This window comes from Curtobacterium sp. PhB128, from assembly GCF_004340725.1.
Taxonomy (GTDB): Bacteria; Actinomycetota; Actinomycetes; order Actinomycetales; family Microbacteriaceae; genus Curtobacterium.
The window spans coordinates 294,403-314,836 of the sequence record NZ_SLUR01000005.1 but is presented as its reverse complement, the minus strand read 5'-3'; the positions used below and the strand labels follow the sequence as shown (position 1 = coordinate 314,836).

The window sequence follows — 20,434 nt, the reverse complement described above, 5'->3', positions numbered from 1 at the left end:
CCCGCGCCCGCGCCCGCGCCCGCGCCCGCGGCGTGCGGCTCACACGCGGTTGAGCGCGTGCACCGCCTCGTCGTAGGACTCCTCGGCCAGGCGCACCCGGTCCCCCGCGAGCACGCCGTAGCCGAACGTCCCCTCGCCACCGCGTTCGGCGATCGCCGCGTTGGTCCGCAGCGCGTCGAGGGCGTGCAGCGATCGGACCCGCTCGGTCAGTACGTCGGCCGCGCTGCCGATCCGCTTCCAGAGCGCGTGCGGGAACGCGTCGTCGCCGAGGACGTCCATCGCCATCCGCGCCCGCATCGTGCCCTGCCAGGCGGCTTCGGTGGTCGCACGGTCGGCGGCCTCGCGCTCGGCGGCGGTGTCCGAGGTGTCGTCGGCGACCGCGGCCCGGACGAGCTCGCGGATGTGCGGCTTCACGACGGCGCCGACGTCCTGCGCGACCTTCTTCGGCGATCGGAGCGACCACTCGGTCGGGGTCGGCCGTTCGACGGCGTCGTCGAGCGCGTCGAGCAGCTCGAGGAACGGCTCACCGTGCACGAACGCGACGACGTCCCGCACCGACTGGTCGCGGCGTTCACGGGTCGAGGCCAGGATGCGTTCGCGGGTCATGGAGTCGACCAGGTCGTCCTGCGCCGGGGTCGACGCGCGCGGCAACCGGTCGATGAGGTACTCGTTGAGTGCTGCGCGCGCGGTCACGGCAGCCAGGCCGTCGGCCGCCTCGGCGGCGCGGTCGACGGTGTCGCCGGCGGCGAACGCCGGACGGTAGGCGCCGAGGATCGACGCGATCTCGAGGGCGGTCTCAGCCGTCTGCCGGAGGTCGGCCGCGTCGCCGGAGCGGAGCCGCGATTCCTGGCCGAGCAGCGCAGCGCGCAGCTTCCGCAGTCGCTTCACGAGGACGCGTGCGGTCGTGCCCTTGTCCGGCTTCTCCTCGGTCTGGAGGCGCGGTGCCGGTGCTCCTGCCAGCCCGCGTGCCAGCTTGGACGCGACGGCGGCGGGGCCGGCGCCGACGGCCGCGAAGCGCGCGTCGAGGACCGCGAAGAGCTCGTGCGCGACCTGCGGGTCGACGTCGGCGACGGCCTCGACCTCGACCTCGCGCCAGGTGCGCGGCGTTTCGGGAGCGTCGTCGTCGAGGCGCTGCGCGGTCACCTGGTCGTCGGCGAGCTCGGCGACCTGGTCGCCGTCCTCGTCGAGCAGGCGGGTCACGGTGCGGGTGGTCGAGATGCGGACCACGGGGCGCAGGCCACGGCCGCGGCGCTCGGTGAAGAGCGCCGCGAGGACCTCGGTCGGCACCGTGTCGGCGTCGTCGGTCAGCGGGAAGTGCTGCTCGTGGCGGACCGTGTCCGACTCGGAGCGCTTGATGTGCCACCCGGCGTCGGGGCCACCGGTCCGCCGGCGGACCGTGACCCGCGCCGCCACCAGGTCGTACCGCTCGGTGTCCCAGTACGTCGCATCGAGCTCGAACGGCTCCTGGTGCTCGGTGCGGAGGATGCCACCGGCACCGACGAGGTCGGGCAGGGCACCGCCCTCTGGCAGGTCGTAGGTGCGCTCGATCTCGAGGTGGGTGTCACTCACACGGTCTTGTCTACCAGGGCTTCACCGTGCGCCTCGACCACCGCGGGCGCATCGGTGGAGAACCGTGACGCCACCACGGCTCCGACGACGGCGACCAGGAACGGGACGAGCTGCCCGATCCACGACACCAGCGCCATCGCGGAGTACGGGATCCCCGAGCCGTTCGCTGCTTCTGCGAGCGGGAACACCAGTACGGCAGCGACGACGGGCAGGACGAGGAGCGAGTACGTCCACACCGGTCGGCGGAGCACCACGAGCCAGACCGCGAGCAGCCCAGCCGCGATGACGCCGACCTGGACCGGGACGTACACGGGGACGTTGAGCGAACCGCTCGTGATCGCCCACCACACTGCGGCGATGGCGAACACGGCAACGGCACCGAGGACCCGGCGGCGGCGTGCGACGTCCGACACCAGCAGGACGCTCGTCGCGACGGCGACGCCCGGCACCACCGCGAGCCCGATCCCGACCATGTCGAAGACAGGACGCGCCTCCGGCAGGCCGTTGTACCGCTGCAGGAGCGCGAGGACGCCCACCGAGACGACGAAGGACAGCACTGCGAACGCGACGAGCACCGGGATCGTGCGGATGGTGTGCGGTGCAGAACGGACGGGCGTCGGCAGTGCGGTCATGGTGTCCCCCCAGGTGGAACGGTGGCCGGCGCGTCGGTGGAACAGCGCCGTGGTGAACGCGCCGAACGCGAGTGCGGTCGGCGAGAGGTCGAGTTCGTGGGCATCGCGGACGTCGGCGAGCCACTGCTCGCGGCGGGCAGCGCGGTGTGCCGCGGGTGAGACCGCGACGGCGACCCCCACGAGCGCCCGGTCGAGCGCGCTCACGAGGTCACCGGCCGGTGGGCCGAGCGAGCCGGACGAGCGGGCGTCGCGGCGGACGGACGCGCGGCGACGAGGTCGCGTGCGGCGTCGACCCCGTCGGGCGTGAACTCGTAGAGCCGACGACGCGGCCCCGGCCGGCTGGTCTCGTCGTCCCACGACGACGTGATCCACCCCTGCCGCTCGAGTCGCTCGAGGATCGGGTAGACGGTGCCGGCCTGGCGCCCGGTGGCCTTGATGACGAGCAGCCCCCATGCCGGACCGTCGACGGTCAGCAGTGCGTCGAGCACGTCGAGCGTCGGGGCGGTGATGCGTTGGATCGGATCCATGCGGCTTAACCTAGCTATATCGGATAAGCACGTCAAGGGCGTCCAGAAAGCGGGGTTAGCCTGACGCCATGAGCGACACGATCACCCGCGAGCAGTTCACCCCCGAAGCCGGCGGCGTCACGATGTTCACGACCACGTGGTGCGGCTACTGCGCCCGGTTGAAGAACCAGATGACGAAGGCCGGCGTGCCCTTCACCGAGGTCGACATCGAGCAGACCCCGGGCACGGCGGAACTCGTCGCCGAGGTCAACGGCGGCAACCAGACCGTCCCGACGCTGGTGTTCCCCGACGGCAGCACCGCGACGAACCCCTCGCTGGCCGAGGTGCAGTCCCGCATCTGAGCGGCGCCCCCCTGGCGCGGACCCCCGCACGACCGAAGTCCGTCCGAACCGCGTGATCACGTGGTTCGGACGGACTTTGGTCGTGCTGAACTGATGCGCGCCGCGCGACGCGGTCCCTAGCCCCCGAGCGCCTCGGTCAGCAGCGCGGCCATGGCGTCGAGCTGGATGTCGCCGGAGTCGACGAGTTCCTCGTCCGAACCGTCGAGCGCGCGAGCGGCCAGGGACGCCTTCGAGTCGATGAGCTCGGCGATCTTGGTGTCGATCGTCTGCGCGGCGATGATGCGCCACGCAGTGACGGGCTCTTCCTGCCCGATGCGGTGCACGCGGTCGATTGCCTGGGTCTGCTCAGCGCTCGTCCACGACAGCTCGGCGAGCACGACGTTGGACGCCACCTGCAGGTTCAGGCCCACGCCGGCCGCGGTGAGCGAGCAGACGATCACGGCGACGTCAGGGTCGTTCACGAACGAGTCGATCTGCGCCGTGCGCTGCGTGGCCGTCTGGTCGCCGCGGATCGTGGCGGTGCGCAGGCCACGTCGAGCGAAGACCTCTTCCGCCTGGTCCATCACGTCGAGGTGCTTCGCGAAGAACACGACCTTGCCGACGTTCGACGCGAGTTGCGCGGCGTAGTCCGCTGCGAGCTGGGCCTTGGCGCGACCGATACGTCGGACCATCGAGAACACGTTCTCGCCGGTCGACGACGCGTCCTGGTCCTCGAGCTCCCAGCGCGCGACCTGCCGGACGAGCTTGTGGTCGATGCCGACGACCGGGTCCTGCCCGGTGCGGGCGTCGAGCGCCTGGTGGTACCGGCGGACGAGCTTCGCGGTGAGCTCGCGCTCGGCGTCGCGGATGGAGCGGCCCTCGTCGCCGTCGAGCTCGACGGGGATGTCGGCGATCCGGCGGGCCGGGATGTCCGCGGCGACGTCGACCTTGCGGCGTCGGACGATGCCCTGGTCGATGACGGCACGACGGGCCTCGACGAAGAAGCCCTGGTCGGCGGGGGTCAGCCCGATCTCCTCGAGCTCGTTCATGAGCTTCGCGCGGGGCTTCTTGTCGTCGATCCAGCCGAGGTACTCCCAGATGGTGCGGAAGTCCTCGACCGAGTTGATGAGCGGGGTGCCCGTCAGCGCCATGAGCAGCGGTGCTGCGGTGCGCTGCCGGATGCGGTCGGCGATCTGCAGCACGAACCGTGCCCGCTGCGAGTCCTTGTTCTTGATGAAGTGCGCCTCGTCGACGACCATGCCCTTGAAGCCGAAGCCCCCGAGCCAGCCGGCGTGCCGGTCGAGGATCTCGTAGTTCACGATGATGATGTCGGCGAACCCGTCGAGGTCGTTGCCGTCCCCGTGGATGACGGTGGCGCGGTGGTTCGGCACCCAGCGCTCGGCTTCGCGCGCCCAGTTCGTCTTGACGACGTTCGGCACGACGACGAGCAGCGGGAACGCGTTCGCGGCGTCGGCGGCGAGCAGCGACTGCGCCGTCTTGCCGAGGCCCGGCTCGTCGGCGAGCAGGAACGTGCGGTGCCCCTGCGACGCGGCGGCGACCAGTTCGGCCTGGTGCTTCATCAGCGTGGTGCCGGAGCGGGAGTGCAGCGAGGTCGGCTCGGGCAGCGGCATCGTCGCCGCTCCCCCGCCTGCGCCGTACTCGAACGACTTGAACAGCGGACCGAAGAGCTCCCAGTTCGCCAGGCGACGCGGGTGCGCGACCGGCTGGTCGGCGAGTGCGAAGTCCGGCGGCAGGAACGGGTTGGCGAGCTGACGCTGCACGACCGCCTGCGGGGTGACCGCGCGCACCGGGGTCTCGGCGACCGGGGTGGGCTCGGCCGCGATGACGAGGTCCTCCGGCTGCAGCTCCATGCCGCCGGCGATCATCATGTCGCGCTTGACGGCGCGGGTCGCCTCGGAGACCTGCACCTCTTCTGCCAGCAGCTGGATGACGCTGGTGTCGCGGGCCGCGGTCTTCGCGAGGATCGTCGCCACGCCGTCGAGCCGCTTGAGCTGCTCGGCGCGCTGCGAGTCGGTGAGGTCGGTGTCGCCCTTCACCCGTGCGCGCTCTTCGCGCATGAGCAGTGCGACGGCTTGGAACTTCGTCCGGTTCGTCGCCTTGAGCGGTCCACGCTGCGCCGCCGCCTCGACCTCGCGCACCGCGCGGGCGAGGACGGGGATCACGCCGTCGTTGTCCAGCGGCCTCGTCCGACGTGACGCGGTCCGCGTCCCGCCGGCAGCTCGCCGGGTGCCTGATCGAGCCAACGCTCCTCCTGTTCCGCCCACGCATCGGGGCGAGCCGCCCGTGGGGCGGAAGTCCTGCACCGGGGCCTGACACGGCTCCGGTTCGGCTGCGGGCCACCGTGGCCCACCGCATCGCCGGTCCCCGCTTCGGGACGTCCGGTGGAGTCCCGCGGACCGTTCCACCGCGAGCGCCTGCTCGGCGCCGGGTGCGACGGTCCGCGCCGGGATCCGGCGTCGTCGCACGCACGTGACGCCCCCGCGGGGCGGTCACGGCCCGGTTCCCGCGTCGATCAAGTGATCGACGGCTGCGTCCGGAATCGACGCGGCACGCGGGAACGCGGTGCGTGCGCGCTCAGTTTACTCCCCGACCCCCGACAGAGGCGACTCCTCGTCGCCCGCGCGCGTCGCGCCTCCTGGAATGCCCCGTGTGCCGGCCGGGAGGCACGGTGCGGGCCCGCCACGCGCCTCCCGTCCGACGCCGGTCGCGTCCACCCCGCCGACGCGACAGATCCCGGGTCCCCACGCCGACCACCCCGCCAAAGCGACGGATCCCGGATCCCCACGCCGACCACCCCGCCAAAGCGACAGATTGCCGCCAACGTTCCGCGCAGATCTGTCGTTTTCGCGACGGGGGCCGCGAGCCGTCAGACGCGGGGCGCGGACCGCGGGCGGACCAGGCCGGCCGCCGGCAGGACCGGAGCAGCCTCGGCCAACGCGGCCCGCGTCGCCGCGAGGAGCTGCTCGGCGGTCTGGATGCCGTTCGCGGAGCCGGTGGTCGCCTGGCCGCCGGCGTGGGCGAGCAGCTGGGCACCGATGGCGGGCCCGATGCGGTCGGCCTCGCGCGGGTTGCGGGCGACCCAGTCGCGAGCGATCGCGTCGGCGAGGCGCTCGGCCGCGGCTCCGCGGTCGGCGTCTCCGCGCGATCGGTGCCAGAGGCCGGTGACGACCAGGTGGGCGACGACCGCCCCGATGTCACGGACCGGGAAGCCCCACCCCGCGGTGTCGATGTCCAGCAGGCCGGAGATGCGCCAGGGCTCGTCCTCGTCGACGAAGACCTGCTCGAGGTGCAGGTCGCCGTGCACGACCTGCTTCGTCGCGCTCGTCCAGCCGATCGACCGGCGGCCGATGGCGTCGTACAGGCGGTCGATCTCGTCGGCGTCCTGCGGCAACGCGGCGATGAGCGTGCGGCGGTGCCAGTCGGCGTGGTCCATCGCGTCGGCACGGGCCTGCTGGGTCATCGGGACGGTCGCGACCCGACCGCTCAGGGCGGCCAGCGACGCGACGAACCGCGGGTCGTCGGCGATGTCGAGGATGCGGCTGCCGGCCGGCACGCCGCGGATCCGCTCGAGTACGAGGAGCCCGTCGCCGCGGCTGGACAGCACGCGGGGCACCGGCAGGCCCGCCGCCACGAACTGCTCGTGCGACTTCACGATCGGCGCGACCCGGTGCGGACGGACGATCTTCAGGAACAGGGTGCGCTCGGGGGCGTCCACCCGCACCACCGCACGCTTGCCCGGTCGGTACGCGGCCACCGTGAGCACCGGGTCGGTGACCGGCATGCCGAGCGTCGTCAGGAGCTCGGCGACCGCGTCGCGGTAGGTCACCTGCGGCAGCACCGGCAGACCCGGGTCGTTCGGGTACGCCCACACCGAGACGGGTTCGCCGGTCGCGGGGTCGGTGACGATCGCACTGTTCTGGTCGTGCGCGCCGCCGGTGTCGACGTACGTCAGGACGGTGGCGCGCTGGCCGTTCCGGTCGACGGTGTCGACCTCGTAGCCGTACAGGTAGCCGTTGCCCGAGGGCTCGACGGAGTGCGCCCGTGCGGCCACGACGGAGGTCCCGGAGCCGGCGAAGGCCTGCGGGATGACGCGCTCATGGTTGGGCCACACGACATCAGTCAACCGTGTCCGGACGTTTTCGTCGCGTTCGTGCACGGCTCGGCGTGCGGGCGGTGGCTAGCGTGGTCGGGGTGAACCCGGTCGCGCGTCTCCGCAGCTCCAGTCGCACGCCGTTCCTGCAGGTCGTGAAGACCGCGGTCGCGGTCGTCGCGGCGGTGCTGCTGTGCCGGCTGCTGATCCAGGGACCGTTCCCGACCTTCGCCGCGATCGCCGCGCTGCTCGTCGTGCAGCCGAGCATCAACCAGTCGTTCGTCAAGGGCCTCGAGCGGAGCGCCGGTGTCGTGCTCGGCGTGCTGCTCGCCACCGGGTTCCACCTGCTGCTCGGCGACTCGGTGTGGGTCGTCCTGCTCGTGGTCGTGCTCGCCATCCTCATCGCCTGGGTGCTCCGGCTGACCCCGACCTCGGCCACCCAGGTGAGCATCAGCGGGATGCTCGTGCTCACCGCGGGGGTCGTCACGCCGAACTACTCGGCCGACCGGATCCTCGAGACCGTGATCGGTGCGGTCGTCGCCCTCGTCGTGAACGCCCTGATCATCCCGCCGGTCCTGCTCGAGCCGGCGCACCTCGCCGTCGCCCGACTCGCCCGCGACACCGCCGTGGCCTTCGAACGCGTCGCGATCGGCCTGACCGAGGGGTGGGACCGCGACCGGTGGCAGGACGCCCTGGTGCGGGCCCGCGCGCTCCGGCAGCAGCACGCGAAGACCGAGGCATCACTGAACGCGGCCCGCGAGTCCCTGACGATGAACCCGCGTGGCGGCCGGCACCGCACGATCCTCGACCGCGACGTCGCCATCACCGAGCACCTGCGCGTCCTGGTCACGCGCGTCACCGGCATGACCCGGGCGATCCACGACAACACCGCACCAGACCTGCGCGCCGATCCGGTGGTCGGCGGCATCGCGACCGAGGTGGCCCGGATCGGATCGGACGTCCGCGCGCTGAGCGCCCGGGTCGAGTCGACACAGCTGGACCCGTCGTTCGCCGCGGGCGCCGGTGGGGACGATGCCGGGGTGGCGACCGCCGAACCCGCGCTGACCGCGCCGATGGAGATCGTGCGACCGAACTCACGGCACTGGGTGCTCATCGGCGCCCTGCTCGAGGACGTCCGACGCGTGCGCGAGGAGCTGCTCGGCGAGGACGACTGACGCCGGTCGGTCGCGGCGTGCCAGTGCCGGCGCCGCTCGGGCGCGGCGTGCCGGTGCCGGTCAGCGCGTGGCGCGCGCGGCTTCGGCCGCCGTCTGCACGACGTCGTCCCAGATCACCGCGGCCGGCACGGCGGGATCGGTGCCGGGCACGCCCACGTCGGCGAACCGGCTGATCTCCGCGACGACGGCCTCGGTGCCGACTTCGCGCGCCGCGCGGCTCGCCACGTCGGGGACGGCCGTCCGCAGTTCGGCGACCACGCGGTCGCGGCGGACGCCCTCCATCTGGCCGAGTGCGCCGATGCCCTTCCACGCGGCATCGAGCTCCGCGCGGAGACGGACGATGGCCGGGTGGTCGACGGACGGGTGGTCGACGGACGCGTGGTCGATCGGGTCGTTCATGGTGCCCCCTGGTGCAACGGACCGCCCTTCGGGTAAGCGCTGTCCGCCAGGTGATCCTACCAATGAAGCAAGAAGTCCTCATGTCCCTAGAACGCGGGACAGACCGTTCTGCCCGGTGGCCTGGCAGCCACGGTACCCGCTCCTGTGACGAGATTCAGTGAGTTCGGCCCGGGCATCGACCCTCCGCGCCCGTTCGATGCCACGATGGGTCCGAGGAGGTCCACTATGCGGCTGTTGGTGGTCGAGGACGACGACGAGATGCGTGCCCTGATGGAGCGCGGTCTCGCTGCCGAGGGGTACCGCGTGACGGCGGTGGAGAACGGGGTCGAGGCGCTCATCGCCCTCGGCGAGCAGGCGTTCGACCTGGCCGTCGTGGACGTGATGATGCCCGGCATGTCCGGGTTCGAGCTCGCACGACGCATCCGCGAGCGCGAGGACCCCGTGCGGATCCTGCTCGTCACCGCGCGCGACGCCGTGGACGACCGCGTGTTCGGCCTCGACGCCGGCGCGGACGACTACCTCACCAAGCCGTTCGCGTTCGCCGAGCTCACCGCCCGGCTCCGCGCCCTCGGTCGCCGCGAGTCCGCCGGGGCACCCCGCACGATCGAGGTCGGCGACGTCTCGATCGACTCCGAGGCCCGTCGCATCTCGATCAAGGGCCAGCGCGTCGCCGTCAGCCCGACCGAGTTCGCGCTGCTCCGCCTGCTGGCTCGCTCCGCCGGCAGCGTGGTCGACCGGCCGAAGATCCTCGAAGAGGTCTGGGACGGCTCGCAGCACGTCGACCCGAACGTCGTCGAGCAGTACATCTCGTACCTCCGCAAGAAGCTCGTCGCCCACGAGGCCACCGTCGCGATCGCCACCGTGCGCGGCCGCGGGTACCGCCTGGATCTGCTCGGGGCGTGAGCGGGGCCTCCGCTCGCCCGGGGCCGGACCGCCCACGACGCGGTCTGGTCCGCCCCCTGCGCCTGCTGTCCCTGCGGGCACGGATCACGATCGGCTCGACGGCGATCGCCGCGGTCGTGATCGTGCTGCTCGTGCTGGTGATGCGGTTCCAGGTGGTCAGCGTCGTCGCGAGTGCGACCCGCACCCTGTTGGACGCCGACGCCGACCCGTACGTCGCCACGCTCGAGGTGGACAGCGATCCCGACCTGTCCCCGCCGGGCAACGCGCAGCTCGTCGCCGTGGTCTCACCGTCCGGCGACATCGTGCTCTCGACGATGCCCACCCGGGTGGAGAGCGCTCTCGGCAGCCTGACCTCCACTCCGGCCGGCACCTCGATCATCCGGGTGTCCGGGTCCGAGTACCGCGTGGTCGTCGAACACCCCGTGAACCAGGCCGGCCGGTGGACGGTCGTCGCCGCCCGGAACTCGCAGGCCGAGGCGATCGTGGTCGACGACCTCACCTCGACCCTGTCGCTCACCGGCGTCGCGATCCTGCTCGCCTTCGGCGTCGCTTCGTGGATCCTGGCGACCGCGGCACTCCGTCCCGTCAACCGCATGCGCCGAGAGGCCGAGCGGCTGTCCGTCGCGCCCGAACGGGCCGAGCTGCCCGTCGGCCCCGCGCAGGACGAACTCGCGTCCCTGGCCACGACCCTCAACGCCTTCCTCGCCCGCACGCGCCAGGCCACCGAGCGGGAACGGCAGATGGTGTCCGACGCCAGCCACGAGCTCCGCACACCGCTCGCCATCCTGACCACCCAGCTCGACCTGGCGTCGCTCGACGGTGACGACGCCGCCGCCCTGGCTGCCCACATCGAGCGCGCCAAGCACAGCGTCGCCCGGCTCTCCCGGTTGGCGAACGACCTGCTCGCGTTGTCGCGGATCGAGGAGTCCGAACGGCGGGAACAGGACGGCGACCAGCGCCCGGAGACCGCCTGGTCCGACCTCGGCGACGAGGTCATGGCGGCCGTCGACCGGGTCCGGCTCATCGCGTCGGCCAAGGACGTCACCGTCGACTTCGACCTCGAGGCCCCGGTGGCCGTCGGTGGCTCCGGGCCCGGCATCGGCGGTGGGACCCACGAGCCCCGCTACCGGCTCGACACCGGCGGCATGGCACAGCTCGTCACGAACATCGCGGGCAACGCGGTGTCGGCGCTCCCCCGCGGCGGCGGCATCTTCGTGTCCTGGCGCAGCACCGGCGGCGAGGGCGTCCTGCAGGTCACCGACGACGGCCCCGGTGTCCCCGAGTCGTTCATCCCGGTGGCGTTCGACCGGTTCACCCGACCGGACGAGGCCCGGAAGTCGCGCCCGAACCCTGATCCGGCCACCGGTGCGATCGCCCTGCCGGGTGGATCCGGGCTGGGGCTCGCGATCGTCCGTGCGGTGGCCGAACGCGCCGGCGGGACGGCATCGCTGCGGAACGTGCGCTCCGGCGGACTCGAGGTCACGGTGCGACTGCCCGAGGTCGAGTAGCCGCGCGCCTCCTCCGCGCCCGCCGCGCGCGGACCGCTGCCCGCGACCACTCACTGGAAGTCCCGCGACCGCGTGCGCACGGACAGCGACAGGTGCTCGATCCGGTCCGCCACCAGGTTGACCACGCCGTCGGGCGACCGCTCGAGGATGCCGCGGACGATCACCGCCGGGGATTCCCGGGCGACCCGGCGGTAGCGGCCCCACACCCCGACGCTGCAGATGACGTTGACCAGCCCGGTCTCGTCCTCGACGTTCATGAACGTGATACCCGATGCCGTCGCCGGACGCTGCCGGTGCGTGACGATCCCGCCGATCTCGACCCGCCGCCCGGTCTCGGCTGTCGCGGTGTCCTGCACGCTGAGCACCCGGCGGGCGGCGAGCCGGTCGCGCACGTGCCGGACGGGGTGGTCGTCGGTCGTCATGCCCGTCGACCACATGTCGGCGATCAGGACGTCGCCGCTCGTCATCTGCCCGAACAGCGGCGGTTGGACGACGACCTGCGTGTCGGGCAGCTGATCGGCGCGCTCCGCAGCGGCCTGGGCCGCCGACCACATCGCACCGCGGCGGTCGATGTCGAACGGGGCGAAGGCGTCGGCAGCGGCGAGCGCCTCGAGCTGCGCCGTCGTCAGCCCCACCCGGCGGGCCAGGTCGGACATGTCGACGAAGGGGCCGTTCGCGTCACGCTCGGCGACGATCTTCTCGGCGCTCTTCCGGCTGAGCGAGGCGACCTCGGCGAGTCCGAGCCGGACCGCGAACGCGCCGTCGCGGCGGTGCCGTGCGGTGTCGTCGGGCAGTGCCTTGTCGAAGGGCAGCACCGGCGGCTGCTCGGTGTGCAGGCAGGCGTCGTCACCGCACGGGGGCACCACCTGGTCGTCGCCGAGCGGTTCGAGCGTCGCGTCGACACCCGAGCGCAGGATGTCCGGTCGGAGCACCTGGACGCCGTGCCGACGGGCGTCGGCGACCAGGGTCTGCGGTGAGTAGAACCCCATCGGCTGCGCGCGGAGCAGCGCGGCCAGGAACGCCCCCGGGTAGTGCAGGCGCATCCAGGCGCTCGCGTAGACGATCAGGGCGAAGCTGATCGAGTGGCTCTCCGCGAAGCCGAAGTTCGCGAACGCCTGGATCTTCGCGTAGATCGCGTCGGCGTCCTCGCCGTGGATGCCGTTGTCCGACATGCCCGCGTAGAGCTTGTCGCGCAGCCGGTCGATCTTCTCGTGGCCGCGCTTCGACCCCATCGCCCGCCGGAGCAGGTCGGCGTCGTCGCCCGAGCAGTTGCCGACCGCGATCGCCATCTGCATGAGCTGCTCCTGGAACAGCGGCACCCCGAGGGTGCGTTCGAGCACCGGTTCGAGCGACGGGTGGATGTACGTGATCGGTTCCTCGCCGGTCCGACGCCGGATGTAGGGGTGCACGGCACCGCCCTGGATCGGGCCGGGGCGGACGAGGGCGACCTCGATCACCAGGTCGTAGAACCGCCGTGGGAGCAGCCGGGGCAGGGTGCCCATCTGCGCGCGGGACTCCACCTGGAACACCCCGATGGTGTCGGCTCGGCAGAGCTGGTCGTAGACGCCCTGTTCCTCCTTCGGCATGGAGTGCATCTCCCAGCGCTCACCGCAGTGCTCCGCCGCCAGGTCGAACGAGTACTGCAGCGCCGCGAGCATGCCGAGGCCGAGCATGTCGAACTTCACGAGCCCCATGAAGGCGCAGTCGTCCTTGTCCCACTGCAGCACGGTGCGGCCGTCCATCCGCGCGTGCTCGATCGGCACGACCTCGCCCACCGGCCGGTCGGTGAGCACCATGCCGCCCGAGTGGATGCCGAGGTGGCGCGGGAAGCCCAGGACGTCGCTCGCCAGCCCGACGACGGCCGGCGGGATGTCGTGGTCCTGGCTCTCGGTCACCGAGCCCCACCGTTCGACCTGCTTCGACCAGGCGTCCTGCTGCCCCGGGCTGTGGCCGAGGGCCTTCGCCATGTCGCGGACGGCACCCTTCGGGCGGTACGTGATGACGTTCGCGACCTGGGCGGCGTTGTACCGGCCGTACTTCTCGTAGACGTACTGGATCACCTCTTCGCGGCGGTCCGAGTCGAAGTCGACGTCGATGTCGGGCTCTTCGTCGCGCATCGCCGACAGGAACCGCTCGAACGGCAGGCCGTAGCGGATCGAGTCCACCGCGGTGATCTCGAGCAGGTAGCAGACCGCGGAGTTCGCGGCGGAACCCCGCCCCTGGCAGAGGATCCCCCGGCCGCGGGCGTACTGCACCATGTCGCGCACGATCAGGAAGTAGCCGGGGAAGTTCTTGTCCTCGATCACCGCGAGCTCGCGTTCGATGCGCTCGCGCTTCTGCGGGTCCACGCCGTCGGCGCTGCCGGGGTAGAGCCGACGGGCACCCGTCCAGGTGAGCTCCCGCAACCAGGACATCGCGGTGTGGCCGTCCGGCACGTCGAGGTCGGGCAGCCCGGGCTTGACCGTGCGCAGGCGGAACCCGAGTTCGTCGGCCAGCGCGACGGTGTTCCCGATCGCCCCCGGGTACCGCCCGAACCGCCGGGTCATCTCGGCGCCGGAGCGCAGGTGCGCGGTGTCGGCGGCCGGCAGCCACCCGTCGATCTCGTCGAGGCTGCGCCGGGCCCGGACCGCGGCCAGCGCCGTCGCCACCGGGAACCGGTCCGGGGTGGCGTAGTGGACGTTGCCGGTCGCGACCAGGGGCAGCGTGTACCGCTCGGCGAGGGTCGCGAGCACGTCGTTCCGCGCACTGTCGAGCGGGTCGCCGTGGTCGAGGAGCTCCACCACGACGTTGCTGCGCCCGAAGCGGTCGAGCAGCACGCGCAGCGCGGTCTCCGCCGCGGACTCCCCGCCCTGCTCGAGCGCCTGCCGGACGGTGCCCTTCCGGCACCCGGTGAGCACCCGCCAGTGTCCGTCGGCCCGTCCCGCGAGCTCGTCGAGGTCGTAGCGCGGGCTGCCCTTCTCGGACCCGGCCGCGAGGTGCGCACTCGTCACCGCGCCTGCGAGCCGGTGGTAGCCGTCCTGCCCGTCGGCGAGCAGGAGCAGGTGGGAGCCCTCGGGATCGGGGACGCCGTTCTGCGGTTCGGTCAGGCCCAGCGAGAGCTCGGTGCCGTAGACGGTGCCGACCTGCGGGTACGCCTCGGCGACCTCGGCCATCCGGGCGGCACCGTAGAAGCCGTCGTGGTCGGTGAGGGCGAGGGCGTGCAGGCGCAGCCGTGCGGCTTCCTCGAACAGCTGCTCGGGCTGGCTGGCACCGTCGAGGAAGCTGAAGGCCGAGTGCGCGTGCAGCTCGGCGTACGGCACGACCGGAGGGCCGTCGTCCGCAGCCGCCGGCTGGTCCGTGGGGACGTACGGCTCGCGCTTCCGCGACCACGCCGGGCTGTCCCCGCCGTCGCCGGCCTTCGCCGTCCCCGGACTGCGCTTGTCCGACAGGGCGCGTTCGAACTGCGACCACGGCACGGGTGGGTTGCTGTAGCCCATCAGGTCCTGCTCCTGGATCGGTTCACGTGGCGATCGCCTCCGCCCACCACCGGTGGTCCGCCAGCACCAGGTACCAGGCACGGCCCTCGGCGTCGACGAGCTGCAGCCGGTGCAGTCGTCGGCCGCCGGACTCCCACCACCGCACGACGAGCGGCCAGGGGCCCGCCCAGGCCGTGACGGGTGCGAACCCGCCGCCCCGGTCCCCCTCGGCGCGGAACCGTTCGGGTGCGCCGGACAGCACGCCGCGGTCGTCGACGTCGACGCTCGCGCCGTCGCCGGAGACCACGTCGACCGGCCGGGGACGCTCGAGGACGGTGGCGGGCGGCGGCCCGGGCAGTTTGCCGGGCCACGGGCGGTCGCGCACGGTGGCCAGGGCACGCTCGCCGCCGGGCGGGGCGTCGCCCCACGGCACGAGCACCACCCGCTCGGACAGGGTCCGGCCACCACCGACCCGCGGGCTCACCACCCCGTCGTGCCCGACCATGCCCTGGATCCGGGCCAGCCCGTGGTGCACGCGCTCGTCCGGTCCGGAGCCCCAGAGTCCGCGTTCGTGGTTCGCCATGTCGTCGACGGCGACCGGCTCGAGCACGACCGAGGTGACGGGGGCCTCGAGCCCGGTCGGGTCGACCCCGCCGGCGAGCTGCCACCGCACCCGGTCGACGACGTCGGCGGCGTCGAACCACCGGGGGTGCGCCCACGTGCGTTCGAGCAGGATGTCCCGCTCGTCAACGATCCCCACCCGGATGGTCGTCGCGACCAGCCCCGCGGCGCGGAGGCGTGCGGCGAAGTCGTCGGCGGAGCGCCGGAACGCGAACGCGATCTGGTCGGCACGGTCGAGCGGGGGCTCGAAGGCGGCCTCGATCCGGAGCTCGGGCGGGATCGCGCGTGCCGAGATCTCCCGCGGGTCGCGTCCGCCGGCCAGCCGGTGCAGGAACGCCCCGGCGACCCCGAACCGGTCGCGGACCTGCTCGTCACTGAGCGACGCGAAATCGCCCAGCGTGGTGATGCCGAGCCGGTCGAGCACCGTCGCGAGCTCGGGGTCGCCGAGCACACCGAGGGGCAGGGCCGCCAGGAAGTCCGACGAGCCGGAGACCGGCACGATCCGTACCCGTTCGCCGGGACGCACCGGCCGGGCCCGTGCCGCCTGCTCCGCCGCAAACGGGGTGTCCGCCACACCGGCCCGCACCGCCGGGGCGCCGTGGTCGGCCGCGATCCCCGCCAGGGTCGCCGCGGCCGCCCGCTCGCCGCCGTAGTACCGCGCCGGCCCCCGGGCACGCAGGGCGAGGGTGCCGGGCCGCAGTACCTCGACCCCGGGGACGGCCGCCTCGACCGCGCGGATGACGGGTTCGAACGCGCGGTGGTCGAGGGCGTCGTCGTAGGGGTGCACGACGAGCTCCGGACAGCGCGCCTGTGCCTCGCGCACCCGGAGGCCCCGGACGACGCCGTGCTGCCGTGCGGACGCGGAGCTCGCGAACACCAGACCCTTCGCGACCACGGCGAAGGGTTGCTCCGGCGGCGCCCCGGCCGCGCGGGCCGCCGCGATCACCGGCCAGTCCGGGCACCAGAGCACGATGGTGCGGGTCGGCGGTGGCTCGGGCAGCGCCCCGCCGCGGGCGATCGCGTCGGCACGGACACGCCCCGGCGCGATCACGACGCCACCGCCACGCCCAGCAGCACCCCGGCGATCACGACGCCACCGCCACGGGCCGCAGCACCCGGGTGTCGCCGGACCCCACCGACGGCACGGGGGTCGCCGTCCGGACCGTGCCGTCGGCCGCGGGCAGGAGCAGTTCGGCGCTCGTGGGGCGCACGGCACCCGCACGACCGGTCGCCGTCACGGTGGCGCGACGCTCGGTCAGGTGCCCGTGGCCCTGCCCGATGCCGCTCCACACCGACGACGTGATCCGCAGCGTGACGTCCGCTCCCGGCCAGGACCCGAGCGCGACGAGGGCCCCGCCGCGTTGCCGGAGCCGGGCCGACAGGCGGGCGACGTCGCCCGGCACCACCCGGCCGAGCGGCCGGGTGAGGACGATCTGGGCGACGTCGGCCATCGCCGCGGTCACCGCGAGCCACTGGTCGCCCGGATCGGGGACGAGCACGAGCCGCTCGAGGTCGATCCCCGCGGCGGCCGCGGCCTCGATCCCGAAGGACGGCACCCCGACGACCGCGCACCACGCACCGGACGCCGAGGCCGCCTGCAGCATGGTGATCGCGAGCAGCACCGACTCGGGGACGGCGTAGGTGCCGCCGACCCGGATCGCACCGCCGGGCAGCAGGGGTTCGAGAGCGGAGGCGGTCGGGAGCCCAGCGGTGTCGACACGGGTGGACTCCATGTCGGTGACCCGGGACCGCAGGGACGTGATGCGGTCGAGCGCCGCCCGGGCGTCACCGAGGTGGTCCGCAGCGCCCGCGCCGCCCCCACGCGCAGCACCTGCGCCCGCGCGCGCAGCACCCGAACCCCCGCGCGCAGCACCGCCCCGCCCGACCCGGTCCGGGCCGGGCGACCGGAGTGCCGCCGCTGTCTGCATGCCCTCATATTCGAACATGTGTTCGATGATGTCAATCGCGTCCGACATCCGTGGACAATCGGGTCGAACGCGTGTTCGGTCAGCTCACCACGTCGCCACCGCTCCGACCGCGCCGAGCACCGACCGCGTCTTCGTCTCGACCTCGTCCGCCTCGTCCGCCGCCACCGACGACCACGTCACCGCTCCCCCGGCCCCGAGCGTCCGCGACCGGACCTCGACCGGACCCACCCCGCCGCCCGGGGCGTCCACCACCGTCACCAGTGTCCGGATGACCACCGACAGGTCGACCGCCCCGCTCGCCGAGAAGTACCCGATCGTCCCCGAGTACACTCCGCGCGGCGCGCCCTCGAGCCGGTCGGCGATCGCCATCGCGCTGATCTTCGGCGCGCCGGTCATCGACCCCGGTGGGAACGCCGCCCGCACCACGTCCGCCGGCGCCGTCCCCGACGGCAGCACGGCACCGATCGTCGACACCATCTGGTGCACGCTCGCGTAGGTCTCGACCGCGCACAGCCGTTCGACGTGCACCGACCCGGGGATCGCCGTCCGCAGCAGGTCGTTCCGCAGCAGGTCCACGATCATCACGTTCTCGGCACGGTCCTTGGCGCTCGCCGCGAGTTCGTCCCGCACGGCCGCGTCGGCGGCAGCGTCGGCGAGTCGTCGCCGCGTGCCCTTGATCGGTTCCGCCAGCACGGTGCGGTCCGCGGCGATCCGCAGGAACCGCTCCGGCGACCGGCTCGCCACGCGCAGCGGGCCGAGCCGCAGGTACGCACCGAACGGGACGGGGTCCGACGCCCGCATCCGGATGTAGTCGTACAGGTGCGGGTCGTACAGATGCGGGTCGGACAGGTGCGGGTCGGACAGGTGCGGGTCGGACAGGTGCGGGTCCGTGCCGGGGCCGACCCGGGCCTCCCGGCCCCTGCCCGGCACGGAGAAGGAGGTGGTGAGACAGACCTGGAACGCGTTGCCCTCGCGGATCTCGGCGCGGCACGCGTCGACGGCGCGTTCGTGGTCGGCTCGCGACGTGCGTCCGACCGCTGACGACACCCCGGCCGGGAGGCCCGTGGCCGCGTCCGCCACGTCGGCCGGCGACGGCGACCCGGTCACCGTCTCGAGCCACGCCCGGTTCTGCGCGCTGGCCGCCGGTTCCGCGTCGGCGACGAGCGTCAGCGCCCAGGCATCGCCGGTGTGGTCGACGACCACGGCACGGTCCACGAACCGCAGGTCGGCGTCGGCGTGGCCGTCGGCGGTGCGGTCCGGGCCGCCGGACTCGCGACCGAGCTCGTACCCGAGGAACCCGACCCAGCCGAGTGCGAAGCCGCAGCCGGCGATCGGCTCGGGCAGCTGCGGCGTCCGCGCGAGGAGGTCGGCCAGCACGGTGAAGGCCGGACGGTCGTCGGAGGACGACGAGCCGAACCAGCCGGCAGCGGGCGCGGCGACCTCGACGGACGCCTGCCGGTCCTGGTGGCGGAACCGGGCCCCGAACGGCCCATCCGCCCACGTGAGCACCGACCATCGCGCCCGTGGTCGAGCGGCCTCCGGTGCGCCGTCCGGCAGCGCGGAGTCGAGCCACACGAGGTCGCCGTCGGCCGCGGCGGCCAGTGCGCCGAGGTCGGGGACCGGATCGAGCTGGCGGACCTCGATGCGGGCGCCGGCCGACGGACCGGTCAGATCGCGGAGATCGTCCATGCGGCGGCGTGGGACGCACCGGGGGCGAGCACCACGAGACCGCGGTCGACACCGTCGTTGAAGGCGTCCGGGGCGCACGTCATCGGCTCGACCGCCAGGCCGGCGCGGTGGTACTCGGGGACCACGTGGTCGGCCGTGTGCACCTGCACCCACGGGCACACCGGACCGAAGGTCGCGCGGACACCCCGGCCGTCCGCTGCGGTCAGGGCGATGGTCGCGACCCCGTCGGCGTCGCGGTCGAAGCCGGTGAAGGCGTGGTCGATGAACCGGTCGCCGATGCGTGTGGCGGTGCGCAGGTCGAACTCGTCGTGCACGGGGACCAGGTCGGTCGGGATCAGCCGGTCCGGCGTGACCTCGAGCACCTCGGCCGCGGGCAGGGTGAGGGTCCAGTCGTCGACCGTGCCGGCGCCGGCGACCAGGTACGGGTGCGGGCCGGTCCCCCACGGGGCGTCGTCCGCGCCGGAGTTCGTGCCGGTGATCGTCGTGTGCAGCCCGGCGTCGTCCAGCCGGTACTCGACCAGGACCTCGACGCGGTACGGGTAGCCCGCCTGGGCCTGCACGGTGGTGGCGAGCACCACGCGGTCGGACTCCTGCGCCTCGACCCGGAAGTCGGTCCAGGCGACCAGCCCGTGCAGGGCGTGGTGCCGTGCCGGTTCGGTGAGCGCGAGCTCGTGGTCGACACCGCCGAACGAGTACTCGCCGTCGACGACGCGGTTCGGCCACGGAGCGAGGACGGCACCGCGGAACGCCGGCCGGACCTCGTCGGCGGCGAACGGCACGATCAGGTCGCGACCTTCGTGCCGCAGGGTCCGCAGCGTCGCACCGACCGTGGCGATGTCGGCCGTGTACCCGGCGGCGGAGATCGTCAGCGGGGTTCCGGACAGCGGCGCATCGTTGCTCATGCGCTCAGCGTATCGGGCACGTGCGGCCACCCGCACCACGAAGAAACCCCCGCCGTTCCGGGGAACGACGGGGGTTGTTGGTGGATCTGAGGGGACTCGAACCCCTGACCCCCTGCATGCCATGCAGGTGCGCTACCAGCTGCGCCACAGACCCAGATTGTGTTGCTTCCGTGCCGACCAGTTCCCCGGAGGCACCATAGAAGCGTACACCATGCGAACGCCGGGCAACGAAATCGAAGCCGTCACCCGGGCGCGTCGCTGATCAGGCGGTGTGGTCCACCGGGAGCGCGAGCGGGATGGTCGGGCAGTCTGCCCAGAGCCGCTCGAGCGAGTAGTACTGACGGTCCTCGTCGTGGAAGACGTGGACCACGATGTCGCCGACGTCGATGAGGACCCAGCGGCCCTCGCTCCGGCCCTCGCGGCGGAGGGTCTTGGCGCCGAGCTCGAGGAGGCGCTCCTCGACCGCATCGGCGATGGACTGCACGTTGCGCTCGTTCCGACCGGTTGCGAGCAGGAACACGTCCGTGAGCTGCAACGGCCCGGTCACATCGAGCGCGACGAGGTCCTCGGCCTGCTTGGCGTCCGCCGCGAGAGCGGCGGCCTGCACGAGTTCCAGTGCGCGAGTGGAGGCGGTCACGGATTCCTTCCGGTCGTCGACCCGGCAGGGAGCCGGATCGCTTGATGGGTCACGATCA

Annotated in this window: 16 protein-coding genes and 1 tRNA gene; 4 read left to right on the top strand and 13 right to left on the bottom strand. The window is 73.0% G+C overall.

What is annotated here, in order from left to right:
* Positions 1-39: 39 nt before the first annotated feature.
* The 3 genes from EDF23_RS11285 to EDF23_RS11275 are packed head-to-tail and all read right to left on the bottom strand — an operon-like array spanning position 40 to position 2,728.
* Positions 40-1,569 (bottom strand): CYTH domain-containing protein, encoded by a 1,530-nt coding sequence (locus EDF23_RS11285; RefSeq protein ID WP_131921686.1) that lies wholly within the window; start codon positions 1,567-1,569, stop codon positions 40-42.
* The gene (locus tag EDF23_RS11280) at positions 1,566-2,405 is read right to left on the bottom strand and encodes a hypothetical protein (RefSeq protein ID WP_131921685.1); all 840 of its coding nucleotides are present in this window, start codon (positions 2,403-2,405) and stop codon (positions 1,566-1,568) included. The genes EDF23_RS11285 and EDF23_RS11280 overlap by 4 nt, the downstream gene beginning before the upstream one ends.
* Positions 2,402-2,728 carry a helix-turn-helix transcriptional regulator gene (locus EDF23_RS11275; protein WP_123293946.1) on the bottom strand — a complete coding sequence of 109 codons (327 nt, stop codon included), beginning with the start codon at positions 2,726-2,728 and terminating at the stop codon, positions 2,402-2,404. Before EDF23_RS11275 ends, EDF23_RS11280 begins: the two co-directional genes overlap by 4 nt.
* Positions 2,729-2,796: 68 nt before the next feature.
* Here EDF23_RS11275 and EDF23_RS11270 point away from each other — a divergent pair, with 68 nt between their 5' ends.
* Positions 2,797-3,069, top strand: coding sequence for a mycoredoxin (locus EDF23_RS11270; RefSeq protein ID WP_123293947.1), 273 nt, complete (start codon positions 2,797-2,799; stop codon positions 3,067-3,069).
* A 116-nt stretch (positions 3,070-3,185) separates the two neighbouring features.
* Here EDF23_RS11270 and EDF23_RS11265 read toward each other — a convergent pair whose 3' ends face one another.
* Both EDF23_RS11265 and EDF23_RS11260 read right to left on the bottom strand, forming a co-directional pair.
* On the bottom strand, positions 3,186-5,312 hold the full coding sequence (locus EDF23_RS11265) for a DEAD/DEAH box helicase (protein ID WP_165901102.1): 2,127 nt from the start codon (positions 5,310-5,312) through the stop codon (positions 3,186-3,188).
* Between the two features lie 623 nt (positions 5,313-5,935).
* Complete coding sequence (locus tag EDF23_RS11260) at positions 5,936-7,180, bottom strand: aminoglycoside phosphotransferase family protein (protein ID WP_111084551.1); 1,245 nt, start codon at positions 7,178-7,180, stop codon at positions 5,936-5,938.
* An 80-nt stretch (positions 7,181-7,260) separates the two neighbouring features.
* On the opposite strand from EDF23_RS11260, the gene EDF23_RS11255 reads away from it, so the two are divergent.
* Positions 7,261-8,334, top strand: a complete 1,074-nt coding sequence (locus EDF23_RS11255; protein WP_131921684.1) for an aromatic acid exporter family protein — start codon at positions 7,261-7,263, stop codon at positions 8,332-8,334.
* A gap of 60 nt (positions 8,335-8,394) precedes the next feature.
* Here the strand turns inward: EDF23_RS11255 and EDF23_RS11250 are convergent, their stop codons facing one another.
* Complete coding sequence (locus EDF23_RS11250; protein WP_111084550.1) at positions 8,395-8,733, bottom strand: hypothetical protein; 339 nt, start codon at positions 8,731-8,733, stop codon at positions 8,395-8,397.
* Positions 8,734-8,958: 225 nt separating this feature from the next.
* Here EDF23_RS11250 and EDF23_RS11245 point away from each other — a divergent pair, with 225 nt between their 5' ends.
* Positions 8,959-9,636, top strand: coding sequence for a response regulator transcription factor (locus EDF23_RS11245; protein ID WP_111084549.1), 678 nt, complete (start codon positions 8,959-8,961; stop codon positions 9,634-9,636).
* A complete protein-coding gene (locus tag EDF23_RS11240; RefSeq protein ID WP_123293948.1) occupies positions 9,633-11,144 on the top strand; it encodes a HAMP domain-containing sensor histidine kinase in 1,512 nt (503 codons plus the stop codon). The genes EDF23_RS11245 and EDF23_RS11240 overlap by 4 nt, the downstream gene beginning before the upstream one ends.
* Before the next feature lie 50 nt (positions 11,145-11,194).
* Here the strand turns inward: EDF23_RS11240 and EDF23_RS11235 are convergent, their stop codons facing one another.
* The 7 genes from EDF23_RS11235 to rsfS form a co-directional block, all read right to left on the bottom strand.
* Entirely contained in the window at positions 11,195-14,620 is a 3,426-nt protein-coding gene (locus EDF23_RS11235) for an error-prone DNA polymerase (protein ID WP_131921683.1), read from the bottom strand.
* Positions 14,621-14,642: 22 nt separating this feature from the next.
* Positions 14,643-16,271: a DNA polymerase Y family protein gene (locus EDF23_RS11230; RefSeq protein WP_131921682.1), complete on the bottom strand. Its 1,629-nt coding sequence runs from the start codon at positions 16,269-16,271 to the stop codon at positions 14,643-14,645.
* Between the two features lie 34 nt (positions 16,272-16,305).
* Complete coding sequence (locus EDF23_RS11225; protein ID WP_123938836.1) at positions 16,306-17,166, bottom strand: hypothetical protein; 861 nt, start codon at positions 17,164-17,166, stop codon at positions 16,306-16,308.
* A gap of 66 nt (positions 17,167-17,232) precedes the next feature.
* Entirely contained in the window at positions 17,233-18,837 is a 1,605-nt protein-coding gene (locus EDF23_RS11220) for an anthranilate synthase component I family protein (protein ID WP_131921681.1), read from the bottom strand.
* Complete coding sequence (locus EDF23_RS11215) at positions 18,816-19,739, bottom strand: aldose 1-epimerase family protein (RefSeq protein WP_131921680.1); 924 nt, start codon at positions 19,737-19,739, stop codon at positions 18,816-18,818. Before EDF23_RS11215 ends, EDF23_RS11220 begins: the two co-directional genes overlap by 22 nt.
* Positions 19,740-19,817: 78 nt before the next feature.
* A tRNA-Ala gene (locus EDF23_RS11210) sits at positions 19,818-19,893 on the bottom strand.
* Positions 19,894-20,001: 108 nt separating this feature from the next.
* Positions 20,002-20,376 (bottom strand): ribosome silencing factor, encoded by a 375-nt coding sequence (rsfS, locus tag EDF23_RS11205; RefSeq protein WP_131921679.1) that lies wholly within the window; start codon positions 20,374-20,376, stop codon positions 20,002-20,004.
* Positions 20,377-20,434: the final 58 nt, after the last annotated feature.